A 15899-nucleotide genomic window follows, 5' to 3' on the forward strand; every position below is an offset into this window, starting at 1 on the left:
CGCCATGAGTCTGTCGCTGATCGCCGGGGCCGTCGCCCTGGTCGTCGTCGCCTGGCTGGCGGCCTGCGCCGAGGCGGGCATCGCGCGCGTCTCCAGCTTCCGCGCGGACGAGGCGGTCCGCTCGGGCCGGCGCGGCAGCGCGAAGCTCGCGCAGGTCGCCGCCGACCCGACCCGCTATCTCAACGTGGCCCTCCTCGTGCGGGTCGCCTGCGAGATGGCGGCGGCCGCCCTGGTGACGTACGCCTGCCTCCAGGAGTTCGACGAGACCTGGCAGGCCCTCGCCGTCGCCATCGGCGTGATGGTCCTCGTCAGCTATGTCGCCGTGGGCGTCTCGCCGCGCACGATCGGCCGTCAGCACCCGCTGAACACGGCCACCGCCGCGGCGTACGTCCTGCTCCCGCTGGCCCGCGTGATGGGCCCGATCCCGCCCCTGCTGATCCTCATCGGCAACGCGCTCACCCCCGGCAAGGGCTTCCGGCGCGGCCCGTTCGCCTCCGAGGCGGAGCTGCGCGCGATGGTCGACCTCGCCGAGAAGGAGTCCCTGATCGAGGACGAGGAGCGGCGCATGGTCCACTCCGTCTTCGAGCTCGGCGACACCCTGGTCCGCGAAGTCATGGTGCCCCGCACCGACTTGATCGCCATCGAACGGTTCAAGACGATCCGCCAGGCGCTCACCCTCGCCCTGCGCTCCGGCTTCTCGCGCATCCCCGTGACGGGGGAGAGCGAGGACGACATCGTCGGCATGGTGTATCTGAAGGACCTCGCCCGCAAGACGCACATCAACCGCGACAGCGAGTCGGATCTGGTGTCGACGGCGATGCGCCCCGCGACCTTCGTGCCCGACACGAAGAACGCGGGTGACCTGCTGCGGGAGATGCAGCAGGAGCGCAACCACGTGGCCGTGGTGATCGACGAGTACGGCGGCACGGCGGGCATCGTGACCATCGAGGACATCCTGGAAGAGATCGTCGGCGAGATCACCGACGAGTACGACCGCGAGCTGCCGCCCGTGGAGGAGCTCGCCGACGGCTGCTACCGCGTCACCGCGCGGCTCGACATCGGCGACCTCGGCGAGCTGTTCGGCCTCGACGAGTTCGACGACGAGGACGTCGAGACGGTCGGCGGCCTGCTCGCCAAGGCCCTCGGCCGCGTCCCGATCGCGGACGCGTCGGCGGTCGTGCCGCTGCCCGACGGCCGGGAGCTGCGGCTCACCGCGGAGTCCGCGGGGGGCCGCAGGAACAAGATCGTCACCGTGCTGGTCGAGCCCCTGGCGTCCGCCGGGGACGAGGGCAAGGAGGGGGAGTCCGGGTGACGCCCGACGAACTGCGCACGTTCTGCCTGTCGTTCAACGACGTGGTGGAGGAGTTCCCCTTCACCCCGGAGACCTCGGTCTTCAAGGTCGCGGGAAAGCTGTTCGCGCTCACCGCGCTCGACCGGCGCCCGCTCACCGTCAACCTCAAGTGCGACCCGGAGATGGCGGTCCAGCTGCGCGCGGCGCATCCGGAGATCGTGCCGGGGTGGCACATGAACAAGCGGCACTGGAACACGGTGACGGTCGACGGCCCGTTGCCCGACCGGCAGGTGCGCGAACTCATCGAGGATTCGTACGACTTGGTGGTGGCGGGACTGCCGCGGGCGGAGCGGCTGCGACTCGACCGCCCCTGAGGGGCGCGCCGTACGGAGCACGCGCTCGGCGCACGTGCACGGCAGAGTGTCCCAACAGGCCCTCGCCATCGGGGTGGCGGGGCGGCAGAATGGAAGGACCGGCGGATCCCGAACGCTCCCACTCCGGGCTGCCGGGCAAGGGAACTCGGAGTGGAAACGTCTTGTGCGAAGGCGTCCGCCGCATCCTGGCCCCGGCCCTCAGGCCGGGGTCAGTCCTTTTTCACACGTGGGTCCCTGGTTCATACGTGGGGGAGCACCCATCGGTCGACGATCTCCTGGATCGCGACGAGGACACTGGCCCACGGGGCTGCCAGAGCGGCCCATTCGGTCCACATGCGGATGGTGCGGCGCCCGTCCGGCTTCTCTGCCATCGGGCTGATCTCCTTCCTGGTCCACGCTGTCGTGGATACCGCGGCGATCCACGAACGGGTGGCGCCAGGAAGGGGGAATCCGGTGGCTCGTGAACACTCGATGGAGTGAGTCCGCGCCGCGTCGGTTCTGTTCTCAACCTCCTTGTGCGGATGGTCAGTTGTGCAGGCTTCCCTCTGCCATAGCGTATCCTGCACATCGCCACATGGGTAGTGCCGTCGGATAGCTCGCTGAAGGAAGACTCCTTTCTGCGACATAGCTTTCCGGGAGCTGTCGGCCGTATCCACGCCCCGTTCGGCCGATCTGCGTTTGCCGCCGAGTAGGGGCCTGCGGTGTAGTAGCCGTGGCGTGAAGTCTCTTCTCGGAAGGTCTCGATGAGTAAGCTACTGCTCTGCTATGTTGCATCTCGCACGGTCCGGTTGGGGGTGGAGCCATCATGAGCGTGCCGAGTGCAGCACTTCAGCGGCTGCGACTGCGCACCGAGCTCCGTAAGGCGCGGACCGCTGCGCGCCTCACTCAGCGGCAGGTCGCCTCGAAGATGGAGTGGAGCCCCTCCAAGCTGATCCGGATCGAGTCCGGCGAGGTGGGGATCTCCGTCAACGACCTGAGGCCCCTGCTCGACGCCTACGGCATCCGGGACCGGCGCAAGATCGAGGAACTGCTCGATCTCGCGCGGGGAAGTCGGCGCATGCCCTTCAGCGAGTACCGCGACCTCTACACCAAAGAGTTCCTGCAGTTCCTCGCCCTGGAGTCCTCCGCGTCGATCGTCCGGCACTACGGCGCCCTGCTGATGCCGGGTCCGCTACAGACCGAGGAGTACGCCCGCGCGATCATGCTCTCCTACAACAAGGCCATCCCCGAGGATCGCCTGGAGCGCAGCGTCGAAGTCCGCCTCGCCAGGCAGGAGTTGCTGACATCGGGCGGCAGAGAGCTCTTCTACGTGCTCGACGAGGCCGTCGTGCGTCGGCACGTCGGCGGCCGGGGCGTGATGCGGGCCCAGCTGGAGCGGCTCGCGGAACTGGCGGAGCGCCCCGGCGTCACCATCCAGATCCTGCCGTTCAGCGTCGGTGCCCACGCGGGCATCCAAGGGCCTTTCAGCCACTTCGAGTTCGAGGCCGACGAGATGCCGGACTCGCTCTATCTGGAGAACCCGCGCGGCGACTCGTACACCACGGACGCCCCGGAGGAGACCGGCCGTTACCTGGAAAGGTTCTGGGAGCTGGAGGACCTCGCCATCAAGGACGACATGCCCGCCCTGCTGCGTGCTCTCGCGGTCCGGCTCGACGAGGGTACGGACGACCTGGAGGCGCTGATCCGGGAAGCCGCGCCACAGGAGGTGCCACAGGGCTAACTCCCCCTGGAACACGCGACCTTGGCGAGAAACGGCTCGTTCATATTCGTATGACCTGCCGTTACTCTGGAAGAGGTGCTGCGTGTCCCTGCACCAGCCGCGCGGGGGAAGCGACGGCTGGCCTTCCGCACCCGGGGTGGAGGAGAAGCGTGGGCGGCTCATGGACGTGGCGCAAGAGCAGTGCGAGCGACGGTGACGCCGGCGCTTGTCTGGAGGCGGCCTGGACCGGTGAGTCGGTCTTTGTGCGCGACTCCACCCGCCGTGAGGACGTTGTGCTCGTTCTCGGCCCGGAGGCGTGGTCGGCCTTCCTCGCCCTGGCGGCCCCGCCGCCCGCACAGGATTCACCGCTGGTGTAGGCCCGGCGCCCTGCCACGAAGCTCGACGACGGCCCGGCCTCCTCCCGAGGCCGGGCCGTCGTCACGTGCGCGCTCCGCGGAGATCCGCCAGAAGGGCCCTAGCCGCGAGTGGCCTTCCGGCGCAGCCCCAGCCAGATCAGCCCCGCCGCACCCAACACCACCACCGCATCGATCGCCAACACCATCCGCGTCCCCGCCAGAAGGTCCGAGTTCGTCGTCGCGAGGACGCCGAGGAGGGGGATGCCGATCGTGATGCCCACCTGTTGGGTGGAGGTGACCAGGCCCGTCGCGAGGCCCTGTTCCTCGTCGGGGACGCCCGACGTGACCGTCACGCCGTACGAGATGATCGCGCCCAGGTGGAACATGCTCGCGAGGGACACCGCGGCCGTGGCGAGCCACACCGACCAGGTGCCCTCGCCGATGCCCAGCAGCGCCGCGCCCAGTACGCCCTGGCCGGCCAGCGACGCCACCAGGGTGCGGCGGGCGCCGAAGCGGCCGATGACCTTCGGGGCGAAGATGCCCGCGACGACCGAGAGGACGCCCTGCACGCCGAAGACCAGGCCCGTCCTGAACGCCGAGAGGTGCAGGACCTCCTGGAAGTAGAGGGTCAGGACGAAGACGACCGTCGTCATCATCGAGAAGGTGACGAGGCCGCCCAGGTTGCCCCACGCCACCGTGCGGCGGCGCAGCATCGGCAGGGAGACCAGGGGCGCGGCGGCGCGTGACTCGATGAAGCCGAAGGCCGCCAGCAGGGCGATGCCCGCCACCAGCGTGACCAGGACGTCCGCGCCGCCGAAGCCGCGCTCGGCCGCCGTGGACAGGGCGTAGATCAGGGCGAGCAGACCGGCGGTGACCGTCACCGCGCCCGGGATGTCGAGGCGCGGGCGGTCCGGGGTGCGGGACTCGGGCAGCAGGCCGGGTGCCAGCGGCAGCACGAGCAGGGCGAAGAGGGTCAGCAGGCCCATCGTGGAGCGCCAGCCGAGGGTGTCCGTCAGTACGCCGCCGAGCACCATGCCGACCGTGAAGCCGAGCGAGAGGAGCGTGCCGGAGATGCCGAGCGCCCGGTCGCGCTGCGGGCCCTCGGGGAACGTCGTGGTCAGCAGGGACATGCCGGTCGGCACGATGGCCGCGGCGCCCACGCCCTGGAGCGCCCGCCCGGCCAGGAACGACGCCGGGTCCCACGCGAACGTGGCGAGCAGCGAGGCCAGACCGAAGAGCGCGAGTCCCGCGAGGAAGAGCCTGCGGCGCCCGAAGAGGTCGCCGAACCGGCCGAAGAGCAGCAGGAAGCCGCCGGACGGCAGCGCGAAGGCGGTCACCGCCCACTGCAGCGCGGAGGTGCTCATGCCGAGGTCGGGGCCGAGCACGGGCAGCGCCACGTTCAGTACGGAGAAGTCCAGGGAGACCATGAACTGCGCGGCGCAGAGCACGAAGAGGACGAGCTTCTCGCGGGTGGAGAGCTTGGGCGCCCGCGGCCGCGGCGCGGACGGGGCTTCCCGGGTGGAAGGGGCAGGGGTGGTGTCGATCGCCATGCCCAAGAGCTTGCGGCGGCCGGAATAGACGTGGGGAGCGGGAACTTATGCTGGTGGTCGGAACACCAGTCAGGGCTTGAGGGCTTGGGGGCGCCAGATGGCAACACCGTCGGTCGCGACGGCGGGGACGGACGCGTCGAAGGCGCATCGCCTGGGGGAGCTGCGGGAGTTCCTGATGAGCCGCCGTGCGCGGGTCAGCCCTGCCGAGGCGGGGCTTCCGGACGGCGGGGCGCGGCGGCGTACGCCGGGTCTGCGCCGTGAGGAGGTCGCCGTGCTCGCCGGCGTCGGCGCCTCCTGGTACCAGTGGCTCGAGCAGGGCCGCGACATCTCCGTGTCGCCGCAGGTCCTGGACTCCGTGGCCCGCGTCCTGAAGCTGAGCAGCGCCGAGCGGCGTCATCTCTACGTCCTGGCCGGGCTCAACCCGCCCGCGCCGGAGGTCGCGCAGACCGACTGGGGCATGTGCGAGGGGCTGAACCGGCTCATCGACGCGTGGATGCCGTTTCCGGCGCACATCATGGACGTGTACTGGAACTGCGTGATGTACAACGACGCGGCGGCGTCCGTGCTCGGCATGCGCTCCGAGACCTCCGAGAACTGTCTGCTCACCTTCTTCAGCGACCCCATCTACCGTGCCCGCGCGACCAGTTGGCGGCGGAACGCGCCGCAGGTCGTGGCGATGTACCGGGCCGCGTGCTCGGACCACCCCGCCGACGACGGGTTCGCCTCGGTGATCGCCGAGGGGAAGGCGACGAGCGCGGAGTTCAGGGAGCTGTGGGAGCGGCGGGACATCCGGCCCGGCGGGCAGGTCGCCAAGGAGATCGAGCATCCGGTGGCGGGGACGCTGTTCCTGGAGTCGACGCAGCTGAAGGTGCCGGCCAGGCCCGACCTCACGATCGTGCTGCACACGCCGCTGCCCGGTGCGGGGGCGGACGCGGACGTCGACACGGCACAGCGCCTGGCGTGGCTCGCCTCGCCCGAGGGGCGGCGCGGGTCGATCCATCCGGTGGCGGGCTGACGGGGCGTGCTCCGTATGCTCGGGGCATGACTGAGAGCGCCGCGCTGGATCCCGAGGACCGCAAGATCGTCACCCTGGCCCGTTCGGCCAGGGCCCGTAACGGGGTGCCGGAGGGGGCCGCGGTGCGGGACTCGACCGGGCGTACGTATGTGGCGGGGACCGTCGCGCTCTCGTCGCTCCAGCTCTCCGCGCTGCGGACCGCGGTCGCCATGGCGGTGGCGTCGGGGGCGGAGTCCCTCGAGGCGGCCGCGGTGGTCTCCGGTGCGGAGTCCGTTTCCGCGGAGGATCTTGCCGCTGTGCGGGACCTTGGCGGGGCCGGGACGCCGGTGTTCCTCGCCGGGGCCGACGGGGAGGTCCGGGTGCGGGTGGAGGCGGGCTGACGTTACCCGGGGCCGGTGCCGATCACCGGCCCCGCCGAGTTCGTCCTCAAACGCCGGACGGGCTGATACTCCTACACCGCGTCCGGGCCCCGTTCCCCCGTCCGCACCCGCACCACCGTGTCCACCGGGACCGACCAGACCTTGCCGTCGCCGATCTTGCCCGTGTGGGCCGCGCGGACGATCGCGTCGATCGTGGGGTCCGCGTCGAGGTCGGGGACCACCACCTCGATGCGGACCTTGGGGACCAGGTCGACCTGGTACTCCGCGCCCCGGTAGACCTCCGTGTGGCCGCGCTGGCGGCCGTAGCCGCTGGCCTCGGTGACGGTGAGGCCGTCGATGCCGAGTTCCTGGAGTGCCGTCTTCACCTCGTCCAGGCGGAACGGCTTGATGACCGCGGTGATCAGCTTCATGCGGCGGGGCTCCCCTTCTTGACCGACGCGGAGCCCACGGGGCTCGTCAGGACGCCGTGATCGTAGGCGCTCTCGGCGTGCTGTGTCTGGTCGAGGCCGGTCAGTTCGTGCTCGGCGCTGGCGCGGAAGCCGAGCAGCTTGTCGATGGCCTTTCCGATGCCGTACGTGACGGCGAACGTGTACGCCGCCACCGCCAGGACCGCCACCGTCTGCTTGCCCAACTGGGCCGCGCCGCCCCCGTAGAGCAGGCCCTCCGCGCCGTCGGTCATCGTGGCCGTGGCGAACAGGCCGATCAGGAGCGTGCCGATCACCCCGCCCACCAGGTGCACGCCCACGACGTCGAGCGAGTCGTCGTATCCGGCGCGGAACTTCCACGCCACCGCGTACGAGCAGACGACGCCCGCCGCCAGGCCGATCGCCGCCGCGCCGGGGATGCCGACCACGCCGCACGAGGGAGTGATCGCGACCAGGCCCGCGACCGCGCCGGACGCGGCGCCGAAGGTGGTGGGGTGGCCGTCCCTGCGCTGCTCGACGAAGAGCCAGCCGAGCAGGCCCGTGCAGCCGGCGACCAGGGTGTTCAGGAGCGAGGCCGCCGCGAGGCCGTTGGCACCGAGGGCCGAGCCGCCGTTGAAGCCGAGCCAGCCGAACCAGAGCAGGCCCGCGCCCATCAGGACCATGGGGAGGTTGTGCGGGCGCATCGCCTCCTTCTTGAAGCCGATGCGGGGGCCGAGCACCAGGCACAGGGCCAGGCCCGACGCACCCGACGCGATCTCCACGACCAGACCGCCCGCGAAGTCCAGGGCGCCGAGGGAGTGCGCGATCCAGCCGTCCGGGCCCCACACCCAGTGCGCCACGGGAACGTATACGAGCAGCGTCCACACCGGTACGAAGACCAGCCAGGCCGCGAACTTCGTGCGGTCCGCGATCGCGCCGCTGATCAGCGCCGCCGTGATGATCGCGAAGGTCAGCTGGAAGGTGGTGAAGAGGAGGGTGGGGACGGTGCCGGTCAGGGTGCCGGGGCCGATGCCCGCCATGCCGATGTGGTCGGGGCCGCCGATCAGGCCCGCGAAGGTGTCGTCGCCGAAGGCCAGCGAGTAGCCCGCGAGCAGCCACACCACGGTGACCAGGGCGATCGACACGAAGGACATGAGCAGCATGTTCAGGACGCTCTTCGTGCGGACCATGCCGCCGTAGAAGAGGGCGAGGCCCGGGGTCATCAGGAGGACCAGCGCGGTCGCGGCGAGCAGCCAGGCCGTGTCGCCGGTGTCGGGGTGGGGGGCGGCGAGGGTCGTCAGGGGGGACATGGGGGAAGAGGGTCACGGGTCCGCGTTTCGGTTCGCGCACCTCGGGGTTTCCGCCGTGTTTCGTCCGGTGCGGGCGTGCCGGTGGGCGTGTGCGCGGGCGCGCGGGCGGGGGCCCGGACGGGGGCGGTGGGGCGCGTGGGCGGGCCCGTGGGGGCGTGCGGTGCGGCGGTGCTCCGGGGATCAGGGACAATGGGCGCCATGAGCGTTCGTAATCCGTCTTCAGCCGCGTCGTCCGAGGCCGCCCACCGGGCCGGCTTCGCCTGCTTCGTCGGCCGCCCCAACGCGGGCAAGTCCACCCTGACGAACGCTCTGGTCGGCAAGAAGGTGGCGATCACCGCCGACCAGCCGCAGACCACGCGGCACACCGTGCGCGGCATCGTGCACCGCGAGGACGCCCAGCTGATCCTGGTGGACACGCCGGGGCTGCACAAGCCGCGCACGCTGCTCGGTGAGCGTCTCAACGACGTGGTGCGCACCACCTGGGCCGAGGTCGACGTCATCGGCTTCTGTCTGCCCGCGAACGAGAAGCTCGGCCCCGGTGACCGGTTCATCGCCAAGGAACTCGCGTCCATCAAGAAGACGCCGAAGATCGCGATCGTCACCAAGACGGACCTCGTCGACAGCAAGGCGCTCGCCGAGCAGCTCATCGCCATCGACCAGCTCGGCAAGGAGCTCGGCTTCGAGTGGGCCGAGATCATCCCCGTCTCCGCGGTCGGCGACAAGCAGGTCGGCCTCCTCGCCGACCTGATCGTGCCGCTGCTGCCCGAGGGGCCCGCGCTCTACCCCGAGGGCGACCTCACGGACGAGCCCGAGCAGGTCATGGTCGCCGAGCTGATCCGTGAGGCGGCGCTCGAAGGCGTGCGGGACGAGCTGCCGCACTCCATCGCCGTCGTCGTCGAGGAGATGCTCCCGCGCGAGGACCGCCCGGCCGACAAGCCGCTCCTGGACATCCACGCGTTCGTCTACATCGAGCGGCCCAGCCAGAAGGGCATCATCATCGGCCCGAAGGGCAAGCGGCTCAAGGACGTGGGCATCAAGTCCCGCAAGCAGATCGAGGCGCTGCTGGGTACGCCGGTCTTCCTTGATCTGCACGTCAAGGTGGCGAAGGACTGGCAGCGGGATCCTCGCCAGCTCCGCAAGCTCGGGTTCTGAGGGTTTTCGACTGCGGGCTCGTCGTGGCTTGTCGCGCAGTTCCCCGCGCCCCTCAAGGGGCGCCTATTCCACGCCCCTGATCCTGCGGACCAGCACCGCCCCCGCCAGTCCCACCACCGCCGCCGTCAGGTACAGGACCCGGTAGCCGCCCAGGTACGTGACGATCGGGGCCGCGATCGCCGGGGCCGCGACCTGGGGGAGGGAGTTGGCGATGTTGATGACGCCGAGGTCCTTGCCCCGGTCGAGGGCCTCGGGGAGCACGTCGGTCATCAGGGCGAAGTCCACGGACGTGAAGACGCCGAAGCCGATGCCGAGGACCGCCGCGGCGACGATCGCGCCGGGCCAGGTCTGCCAGAGCGCGAGCAGGCCCGTCGCCACCGCCATCAGCGTGCCCGCCCAGATCACGAAGGGCTTGCGGCGGCCCACCCGGTCCGACCAGGCGCCGCCGACGACGACCGTGGCGAGCATGGTCACGCCGTTCACGGCGGTGAGGACGAGCACGCCCTGCTCGGGGTCCGCGTGGTGCAGGCGGTCGCGCAGGAAGTACAGCAGGTAGAGCAGGACCACCGAGTTGCCGACGTTGATCAGGAACCGGGTGAGCCAGGCCCAGGCCAGGTCGGGGTGGCGGCGCGGGCTCAGCCAGAAGCTCTTCAGGAACTCCCGCCCGTTCCACGGCGGCCGGTCGGCGCGCGGCAGGCGCAGGTCCCGGTGGCGTACGACGTAGGGGAGCACGCCCGCGACGGTGAAGACCGCGCACGCCGCGTACCCCGCCACCGTGCCGCCCGCCACCGTCGCCAGTCCCGTGCCCACCACCACGCCGAGCAGTTGCGCCGCGCCGAGCCAGCCGCCGACCGAGCCGCGCTGCGCGCGCGGCACCCGGTCGGGGACGGCGGCCGTGACGGCGGCGAACGCGGCGTTCAGGGTGAGCTGGACCAGGCACCAGCCCGCCGCCATCGACCAGACCGAGCCCGCGGCGGAGAGCAGCAGCAGCGCGGCCGCGCCGCCCGCCGTGCCCGCCACGATCCACGGGGTGCGCCGGCCCCGGCGGGCGGTGGTGCGGTCCGAGAGCGCGCCGAAGAGCGGGTTCGCGGCGAGGGAGACCACCGCGCCGACGCCGGTGACCCAGGCCAGGACGGTCTCCTTGGAGGTGCCCGCAGGCGCGAGGTCCTCCGCCTGCACGGCGAGCAGGATCTGCAGCGGCCCGTACCAGCCCACCCAGATCGCGCCGTTGGCGAGGGACAGCGCGCCGGTCCAGGACCTGCCGACCCGCTCGGTCGGCTCCCGCAGCGCGGTGGCGGTCATGGGCGCTGCGCCCGCAGGGCCTCGCGCAGCCAGTGGTAGGACGCCTTCGGGGTGCGCGTCAGGGTGTCGTAGTCGACGTGGACGAGGCCGAAGCGGCGCCGGTAGCCCTCGGCCCACTCGAAGTTGTCGAGCAGGGACCAGACGAAGTACCCGCGCACGTCCACGCCCGCCGTCAACGCCCGGTGCAGCGCCCGCAGATGGCCGTCGAGGTAGGCGATCCGGTCCTGGTCGTCGAGCCCCTCGTACGAGCAGCCGTTCTCGGTGATGACCAGGGGCGGGAGACGGTCGCCGTAGCGGTCGCGGAAGGCGGTGAGGAGTTCGGTGAGCGCGTCGGGGACCACCGGCCAGCCGAAGTCGGTGACCGGGTAGCCCTCGATCTGCCTGGGGGAGAAGGGGAGTTCGGGCGGGAGCGTGACGCCGGAGAACTCGGCGGCGGTGCCCTCGGGCAGCGGGGCGCCCACCTTCGTCGGCTGGTAGAAATTGATCCCGTACCAGTCGAGCGGCTCGGCGATGGCCTTCAGGTCGGCTTCGAGATCGGGCGAGGGCATCAACTCGCCCATGCCGTCCGGGTAGTGGCCGAGGAGCAGCGGGTCGGCGAAGAGCCGGTTGAGGAGTACGTCGTAGAAGTCGGCCGCCGCCGTGTCCTGCGCGTCGGGCGAGGCGGGCCAGGTCGGGCCGTGCGAGTTGGCGATGCCGATGTCACGCGCGCCCGCCGCGCGCAGCGCCCGTACGGCGAGGCCGTGCGCGAGCAGTTGGTGGTGGGCGACGGGGAGCGCGTCGAAGAGGAGCCGCTCGCCGGGCGCGTGCTGGCCGAGAGCGTGGCCGAGCAGGGTGTGTTCGGCGGGTTCGTTGAGGGTGATCCAGTGGCTGACGCGGTCGCCGATCCTGGCCGCGACGACGGCGGCGTACTCGGCGAACCGGCCGGCCGTCGACCGCTTCAGCCAGCCGCCCGCCTCCTGCACCACGAGCGGGGTGTCCCAGTGGAAGAGGGTGGGCACGGGGCGTACGCCCGCCGCGCACAGCTCGTCCACGAGGCGGTCGTAGAAGTCGAGGCCCGCCGGGTCCACGGCGCCGGACCCGGTGGGCAGGACGCGCGGCCAGGAGACCGAGAAGCGGTAGGCGCCGACGCCCAACTCCCTGATGAGGGCGACGTCTTCGCGGTAGCGGTGGTAGTGGTCGCAGGCGACGGCGGCCGTGCTGCCGTCCTTGACGTTGCCGGGGACGGCGGTGAACGCGTCCCACACCGAGGCGCCGCGCTCGTCGGCGGCGCCCTCGATCTGGTGGGCCGATGTGGACACGCCCCACAGGAAGTCGTGGGGGAACTGGGGTATCGCCGCGCTCGCTGCCATGGGCGGGATCTTCCGTACCGGTAGGTACGGAAGTCAATGGCCATGCGCGGAAAAGATGAACAAGGCTCAGGTTTCCCGGTAATCCGCAGGCCCGCCGTGGCTTGTCGCGCAGTTCCCCGCGCCCCTTACGGGGGCGCCTCCTAGGCACCCTCCTTCAAGACCCGCGAGATCAGCTTGCGCTGCGGCTCGGTCAGGCGCGGGTCCGAGCAGTACACCGTGCGCCCGTCCACCGTCAGCTGGTAGTTGAAGCCGTCCGGTACCCCTATCGACGGGGTGCCGCGGCCGTCGGCCAAGGCCTGTTCGGCCAGGGCGTGCCATTCGGGGGCATCGGCCAGCCGCGAGGTGTCCACCTCGGCGTGCCGGTCGATGCCCGCGAATCCTCCCGTGCGCTTCACCTGGATACGCATGGGTCCTGTCTACTCCACCGCGTGGGCGGCGGGTAGCGCGACGGTCAGTCGGTGGCGGGGACCTTCACCGTGGACCACGCGTCGATGACGGCCTTGAGCTCGTCGCCGTCGCCGTACTTCGCGCGTGCCGCGGCGACCGTCAGCTTCGCGAAGTCCGTGAACGACGCGTCCTGCGCCAGCTCGCCGCCGGTCAGGACGGCGTACCAGATCTGTCCCGCGCGCTCCCAGGAGTGCCCGCCGAGGGCGTCGGCGACCAGGAAGAAGGCGCGGTTGGGGATGCCGGAGTTGATGTGCACGCCGCCGTTGTCGCGGCCGGTCTTCACGTAGTGGTCCATGTCGGCGGGCTGCGGGTCCTTGCCGAGCACGTCGTCGTCGTACGCCGTGCCGGGCTCCTTCATGGAGCGCAGCGCCTTGCCGGTGACGCGCGGGGCGAGCAGGCCGGCGCCGATCAGCCAGTCGGCCTCCTGGGCGGTCTGGCCGAGCGCGTACTGCTTGATCATCGAACCGAAGACGTCCGAGAGCGACTCGTTCAGGGCGCCGGGCTGCCCGAAGTACGTCAGGTTCGCGGTGTACTGCGTGACGCCGTGCGTCAGCTCGTGGCCGATGACGTCGACCGGGATGGTGAAGTCGAGGAAGATCTCGCCGTCACCGTCGCCGAACACCATCTGCTCGCCGTTCCAGAAGGCGTTGTTGTACTCCTCGGAGTAGTGCACGGTGGCGTTCAGCGGCAGACCGCTGCCGTCGATGGAGTCGCGCTCGTAGGACTTCAGGTAGAGCTCGAAGGTCGCGCCGAGGCCCGCGAACGCGCGGTTGACCGTGGCGTCCTTGCCGGGCTTGTCGCTCTCGCCGCGCACCTTGCGGCCCGGGAGCTCCGTGCGGTGCCTGGCGTCGTAGATGGTGCGGTGGGGCTTGCCCGCGGCGGCTTCCTTGGGCGGGCTCACGCTGGGTGCGCCGACGACGGTCGTCAGGCGGCGCTGGGTGCGCTCGAAGGCGTCCCGCTGCAGGGTGCGGCGGGCGGGCGCGGCGAGCGCGGGGTCCTGGCTCTGGGCGAGGGTGTCCAGGACGTGCGGCGGCACGATGCTGCAGAAAACGGGCTCGAAGCCCGTTGGGTTCGCGGTCATGGCGGCAATGTGGCACTGGGTCATGCCGCTGTCACTACCTGCAACCATGATTAGTGAAATAGAGGTATACGGGGGCCGGAAGGTGACCCCGTCGTGACCGTCCCCGTGGGATACCGCACCTTTTGGCCGGAATCTGACGTCGGTCCCGCATACTGATACGGGCCCGCGCACAGCGCGCCGCTCGGCTAGGCTGCGGCACATCATGCGATTCGGGCTGCTTCTCCTTAGCTGCCGCGGCGAGGGCCTGTAGACGAGGCCGACCCCCTCCCCGCGGAGTTCGGCGTTGCGCTAAGACCGTCGGCCGTCCTTCAGGACACTTCCGAGGAGCCCCGCAGATGCCGAACTTCCAGCGCCCCACCTCCATGCCTGTCCACAAGTACGGCAGGTACGAGCAGGTCGACATCCCCGACCGCACGTGGCCGGACAACCGGATCACCGTCGCCCCCCGCTGGCTCTCCACCGACCTGCGCGACGGCAACCAGGCCCTGATCGACCCGATGTCCCCGGCCCGCAAGCGCGCGATGTTCGACCTGCTGGTGCGGATGGGCTACAAGGAGATCGAGGTCGGTTTCCCGTCATCGGGCCAGACCGACTTCGACTTCGTACGGTCGATCATCGAGGACGAGGACGCGATCCCCGAGGACGTGACGATCTCCGTCCTGACCCAGGCGCGCGAGGAGCTGATCGAGCGCACGGTCGAGTCCCTGAAGGGCGCGAGGCGCGCCACCGTGCACCTGTACAACGCGACCGCGCCCGTCTGGCGCGACGTCGTCTTCCGCGGCTCGCGCGACGCCGTGAAGCAGATCGCCGTGGACGGCACCCGGCTGGTCATGGAGTACGCCGACAAGCTGCTGGACGACCGGACGGCCTTCGGCTACCAGTACAGCCCGGAGATCTTCACCGACACCGAGCTGGACTTCGCCCTGGAGGTCTGCGAGGGCGTCATGGACGTCTGGCAGCCCGACGCCGAGCGCGAGATCATCCTCAACCTGCCCGCCACGGTGGAGCGTTCGACGCCCTCCACGCACGCGGACCGCTTCGAGTGGATGTCCCGCAACCTGTCCCGGCGCGAGTTCGTCTGTCTGTCCATCCACCCGCACAACGACCGCGGCACCGCCGTCGCCGCCGCCGAGCTGGCCGTGATGGCCGGCGGCGACCGCGTCGAGGGCTGCCTGTTCGGCCAGGGCGAGCGCACCGGCAACGTCGACCTGGTGACGCTGGGCATGAACCTGTTCAGCCAGGGCGTCGACCCGCAGATCGACTTCTCGGACATCGACGAGATCCGCCGTACGGCCGAGTACTGCAACCAGATGGAGATCCACCCGCGCCACCCCTACGCGGGCGACCTCGTCTACACCGCCTTCTCCGGCTCCCACCAGGACGCCATCAAGAAGGGCTTCGACGCGATGGAGACCCGCGCGGCGGGCCAGGGCAAGACGATCGACGACATCGAGTGGGCCGTGCCGTACCTGCCCATCGACCCCAAGGACGTCGGCCGGTCCTACGAGGCCGTCATCCGCGTCAACTCCCAGTCGGGCAAGGGCGGCATCGCGTACGTCCTGCAGAACGACCACAAGCTGGACCTGCCCCGCCGGATGCAGATCGAGTTCTCACGGATCATCCAGGCGAAGACCGACGCCGAGGGCGGCGAGGTCACGCCGGGCGCCATCTGGAGCGTCTTCCAGGACGAGTACCTGCCCAACCCGGGCAACGCCGCGGCTCAGTGGGGTCGGATTCAGGTCAAGAACGGCCAGACGACGACCGACAAGGACGGCGTCGACACGCTGACCGTCGAGGCCACGCTGGACGGCGCGGACACCGTACTGACCGGCTCCGGCAACGGGCCGATCTCCGCGTTCTTCGACGCGCTGCAGGGGATCGGCGTCGACGTACGCCTGCTCGACTACCAGGAGCACACGATGAGCGAGGGCGCGTCCGCGCAGGCCGCCTCGTACATCGAGTGCGCGATCGGCGAGAAGGTCCTGTGGGGCATCGGCATCGACGCGAATACGACACGTGCGTCGCTCAAGGCCGTCGTCTCCGCCGTGAACCGGGCCGCGCGCTGACGCGCTGACCGGCGCTTTCCCGGCCCCGGCCGCCGATCGGGCGGGCGGGGCCGCGTCGTGTCCCGGCCATGTCCCGCTCGATCTCCTGTGCGAGGTGCTGACGCCACATCATCAATGTGGCTA

16 protein-coding genes are annotated in these 15899 nt (G+C 70.7%); 8 read left to right on the forward strand and 8 right to left on the reverse strand.

Features of this window, described 5'->3' with window-relative positions; translation table 11 throughout:
- The first annotated feature begins 4 nt into the window (after positions 1-4).
- Both ACIO9J_RS17140 and ACIO9J_RS17145 read left to right on the forward strand, forming a co-directional pair.
- Entirely contained in the window at positions 5-1312 is a 1308-nt protein-coding gene (locus ACIO9J_RS17140) for a hemolysin family protein (RefSeq protein ID WP_401999333.1), read from the forward strand.
- Positions 1309-1665: an MmcQ/YjbR family DNA-binding protein gene (locus ACIO9J_RS17145; RefSeq protein WP_401999336.1), complete on the forward strand. Its 357-nt coding sequence runs from the start codon at positions 1309-1311 to the stop codon at positions 1663-1665. The genes ACIO9J_RS17140 and ACIO9J_RS17145 overlap by 4 nt, the downstream gene beginning before the upstream one ends.
- Before the next feature lie 239 nt (positions 1666-1904).
- Here ACIO9J_RS17145 and ACIO9J_RS17150 read toward each other — a convergent pair whose 3' ends face one another.
- On the reverse strand, positions 1905-2036 hold the full coding sequence (locus ACIO9J_RS17150; RefSeq protein WP_401999339.1) for a hypothetical protein: 132 nt from the start codon (positions 2034-2036) through the stop codon (positions 1905-1907).
- A gap of 434 nt (positions 2037-2470) precedes the next feature.
- On the opposite strand from ACIO9J_RS17150, the gene ACIO9J_RS17155 reads away from it, so the two are divergent.
- Complete coding sequence (locus ACIO9J_RS17155) at positions 2471-3385, forward strand: helix-turn-helix domain-containing protein (protein ID WP_401999342.1); 915 nt, start codon at positions 2471-2473, stop codon at positions 3383-3385.
- Positions 3386-3435: 50 nt separating this feature from the next.
- Positions 3436-3741: a DUF397 domain-containing protein gene (locus tag ACIO9J_RS17160; protein ID WP_401999345.1), complete on the forward strand. Its 306-nt coding sequence runs from the start codon at positions 3436-3438 to the stop codon at positions 3739-3741.
- 98 nt (positions 3742-3839) lie between these two features.
- On the opposite strand, the gene ACIO9J_RS17165 is transcribed toward ACIO9J_RS17160, so the two are convergent.
- Positions 3840-5270 (reverse strand): MFS transporter, encoded by a 1431-nt coding sequence (locus tag ACIO9J_RS17165; protein WP_401999347.1) that lies wholly within the window; start codon positions 5268-5270, stop codon positions 3840-3842.
- Positions 5271-5367: 97 nt separating this feature from the next.
- On the opposite strand from ACIO9J_RS17165, the gene ACIO9J_RS17170 reads away from it, so the two are divergent.
- Positions 5368-6285, forward strand: coding sequence for a helix-turn-helix transcriptional regulator (locus ACIO9J_RS17170; protein WP_401999350.1), 918 nt, complete (start codon positions 5368-5370; stop codon positions 6283-6285).
- A 26-nt stretch (positions 6286-6311) separates the two neighbouring features.
- A complete protein-coding gene (locus tag ACIO9J_RS17175) occupies positions 6312-6665 on the forward strand; it encodes a cytidine deaminase (RefSeq protein WP_401999353.1) in 354 nt (117 codons plus the stop codon).
- A gap of 71 nt (positions 6666-6736) precedes the next feature.
- Here the strand turns inward: ACIO9J_RS17175 and ACIO9J_RS17180 are convergent, their stop codons facing one another.
- Together ACIO9J_RS17180 and ACIO9J_RS17185 are read right to left on the reverse strand one after the other, a co-directional pair.
- Positions 6737-7075, reverse strand: coding sequence for a P-II family nitrogen regulator (locus ACIO9J_RS17180; RefSeq protein WP_401999356.1), 339 nt, complete (start codon positions 7073-7075; stop codon positions 6737-6739).
- Positions 7072-8379 (reverse strand): ammonium transporter, encoded by a 1308-nt coding sequence (locus ACIO9J_RS17185; protein WP_401999359.1) that lies wholly within the window; start codon positions 8377-8379, stop codon positions 7072-7074. Before ACIO9J_RS17185 ends, ACIO9J_RS17180 begins: the two co-directional genes overlap by 4 nt.
- Positions 8380-8568: 189 nt before the next feature.
- On the opposite strand from ACIO9J_RS17185, the gene era reads away from it, so the two are divergent.
- Positions 8569-9531, forward strand: a complete 963-nt coding sequence (gene era, locus ACIO9J_RS17190; RefSeq protein WP_401999362.1) for a GTPase Era — start codon at positions 8569-8571, stop codon at positions 9529-9531.
- A 63-nt stretch (positions 9532-9594) separates the two neighbouring features.
- Here era and ACIO9J_RS17195 read toward each other — a convergent pair whose 3' ends face one another.
- From ACIO9J_RS17195 to ACIO9J_RS17210, 4 genes are all read right to left on the reverse strand, one after another.
- Complete coding sequence (locus tag ACIO9J_RS17195; protein ID WP_401999365.1) at positions 9595-10833, reverse strand: MFS transporter; 1239 nt, start codon at positions 10831-10833, stop codon at positions 9595-9597.
- Positions 10830-12182, reverse strand: a complete 1353-nt coding sequence (locus ACIO9J_RS17200; RefSeq protein WP_401999368.1) for a GH1 family beta-glucosidase — start codon at positions 12180-12182, stop codon at positions 10830-10832. The genes ACIO9J_RS17195 and ACIO9J_RS17200 overlap by 4 nt, the downstream gene beginning before the upstream one ends.
- A 140-nt stretch (positions 12183-12322) precedes the next feature.
- On the reverse strand, positions 12323-12589 hold the full coding sequence (locus ACIO9J_RS17205; protein WP_401999371.1) for a protealysin inhibitor emfourin: 267 nt from the start codon (positions 12587-12589) through the stop codon (positions 12323-12325).
- Between the two features lie 44 nt (positions 12590-12633).
- Positions 12634-13710 carry a M4 family metallopeptidase gene (locus ACIO9J_RS17210; protein ID WP_401999374.1) on the reverse strand — a complete coding sequence of 359 codons (1077 nt, stop codon included), beginning with the start codon at positions 13708-13710 and terminating at the stop codon, positions 12634-12636.
- 335 nt (positions 13711-14045) lie between these two features.
- On the opposite strand from ACIO9J_RS17210, the gene leuA reads away from it, so the two are divergent.
- Complete coding sequence (leuA, locus tag ACIO9J_RS17215) at positions 14046-15776, forward strand: 2-isopropylmalate synthase (protein WP_401999377.1); 1731 nt, start codon at positions 14046-14048, stop codon at positions 15774-15776.
- The last annotated feature ends 123 nt before the right edge of the window (positions 15777-15899 follow it).

It is taken from the genome of Streptomyces sp. NPDC087300, assembly GCF_044744425.1.
GTDB lineage: Bacteria > Actinomycetota > Actinomycetes > Streptomycetales > Streptomycetaceae > Streptomyces.

What these genes read in the sequence shown, in the direction of transcription:
- ACIO9J_RS17140 (WP_401999333.1), top strand. Translation starts at nt 5, where the DNA reads ATGAGTCTGTCGCTGATCGCCGGGGCCGTCGCCCTGGTCGTCGTCGCC.
- ACIO9J_RS17150 (WP_401999339.1), bottom strand. Translation starts at nt 2,036, where the DNA reads ATGGCAGAGAAGCCGGACGGGCGCCGCACCATCCGCATGTGGACCGAA.
- ACIO9J_RS17155 (WP_401999342.1), top strand. Translation starts at nt 2,471, where the DNA reads ATGAGCGTGCCGAGTGCAGCACTTCAGCGGCTGCGACTGCGCACCGAG.
- ACIO9J_RS17160 (WP_401999345.1), top strand. Translation starts at nt 3,436, where the DNA reads ATGACCTGCCGTTACTCTGGAAGAGGTGCTGCGTGTCCCTGCACCAGC.
- ACIO9J_RS17165 (WP_401999347.1), bottom strand. Translation starts at nt 5,270, where the DNA reads ATGGCGATCGACACCACCCCTGCCCCTTCCACCCGGGAAGCCCCGTCC.
- ACIO9J_RS17170 (WP_401999350.1), top strand. Translation starts at nt 5,368, where the DNA reads ATGGCAACACCGTCGGTCGCGACGGCGGGGACGGACGCGTCGAAGGCG.
- ACIO9J_RS17175 (WP_401999353.1), top strand. Translation starts at nt 6,312, where the DNA reads ATGACTGAGAGCGCCGCGCTGGATCCCGAGGACCGCAAGATCGTCACC.
- ACIO9J_RS17180 (WP_401999356.1), bottom strand. Translation starts at nt 7,075, where the DNA reads ATGAAGCTGATCACCGCGGTCATCAAGCCGTTCCGCCTGGACGAGGTG.
- ACIO9J_RS17185 (WP_401999359.1), bottom strand. Translation starts at nt 8,379, where the DNA reads ATGTCCCCCCTGACGACCCTCGCCGCCCCCCACCCCGACACCGGCGAC.
- era (WP_401999362.1), top strand. Translation starts at nt 8,569, where the DNA reads ATGGGCGCCATGAGCGTTCGTAATCCGTCTTCAGCCGCGTCGTCCGAG.
- ACIO9J_RS17195 (WP_401999365.1), bottom strand. Translation starts at nt 10,833, where the DNA reads ATGACCGCCACCGCGCTGCGGGAGCCGACCGAGCGGGTCGGCAGGTCC.
- ACIO9J_RS17200 (WP_401999368.1), bottom strand. Translation starts at nt 12,182, where the DNA reads ATGGCAGCGAGCGCGGCGATACCCCAGTTCCCCCACGACTTCCTGTGG.
- ACIO9J_RS17205 (WP_401999371.1), bottom strand. Translation starts at nt 12,589, where the DNA reads ATGCGTATCCAGGTGAAGCGCACGGGAGGATTCGCGGGCATCGACCGG.
- ACIO9J_RS17210 (WP_401999374.1), bottom strand. Translation starts at nt 13,710, where the DNA reads ATGACCGCGAACCCAACGGGCTTCGAGCCCGTTTTCTGCAGCATCGTG.
- leuA (WP_401999377.1), top strand. Translation starts at nt 14,046, where the DNA reads ATGCCGAACTTCCAGCGCCCCACCTCCATGCCTGTCCACAAGTACGGC.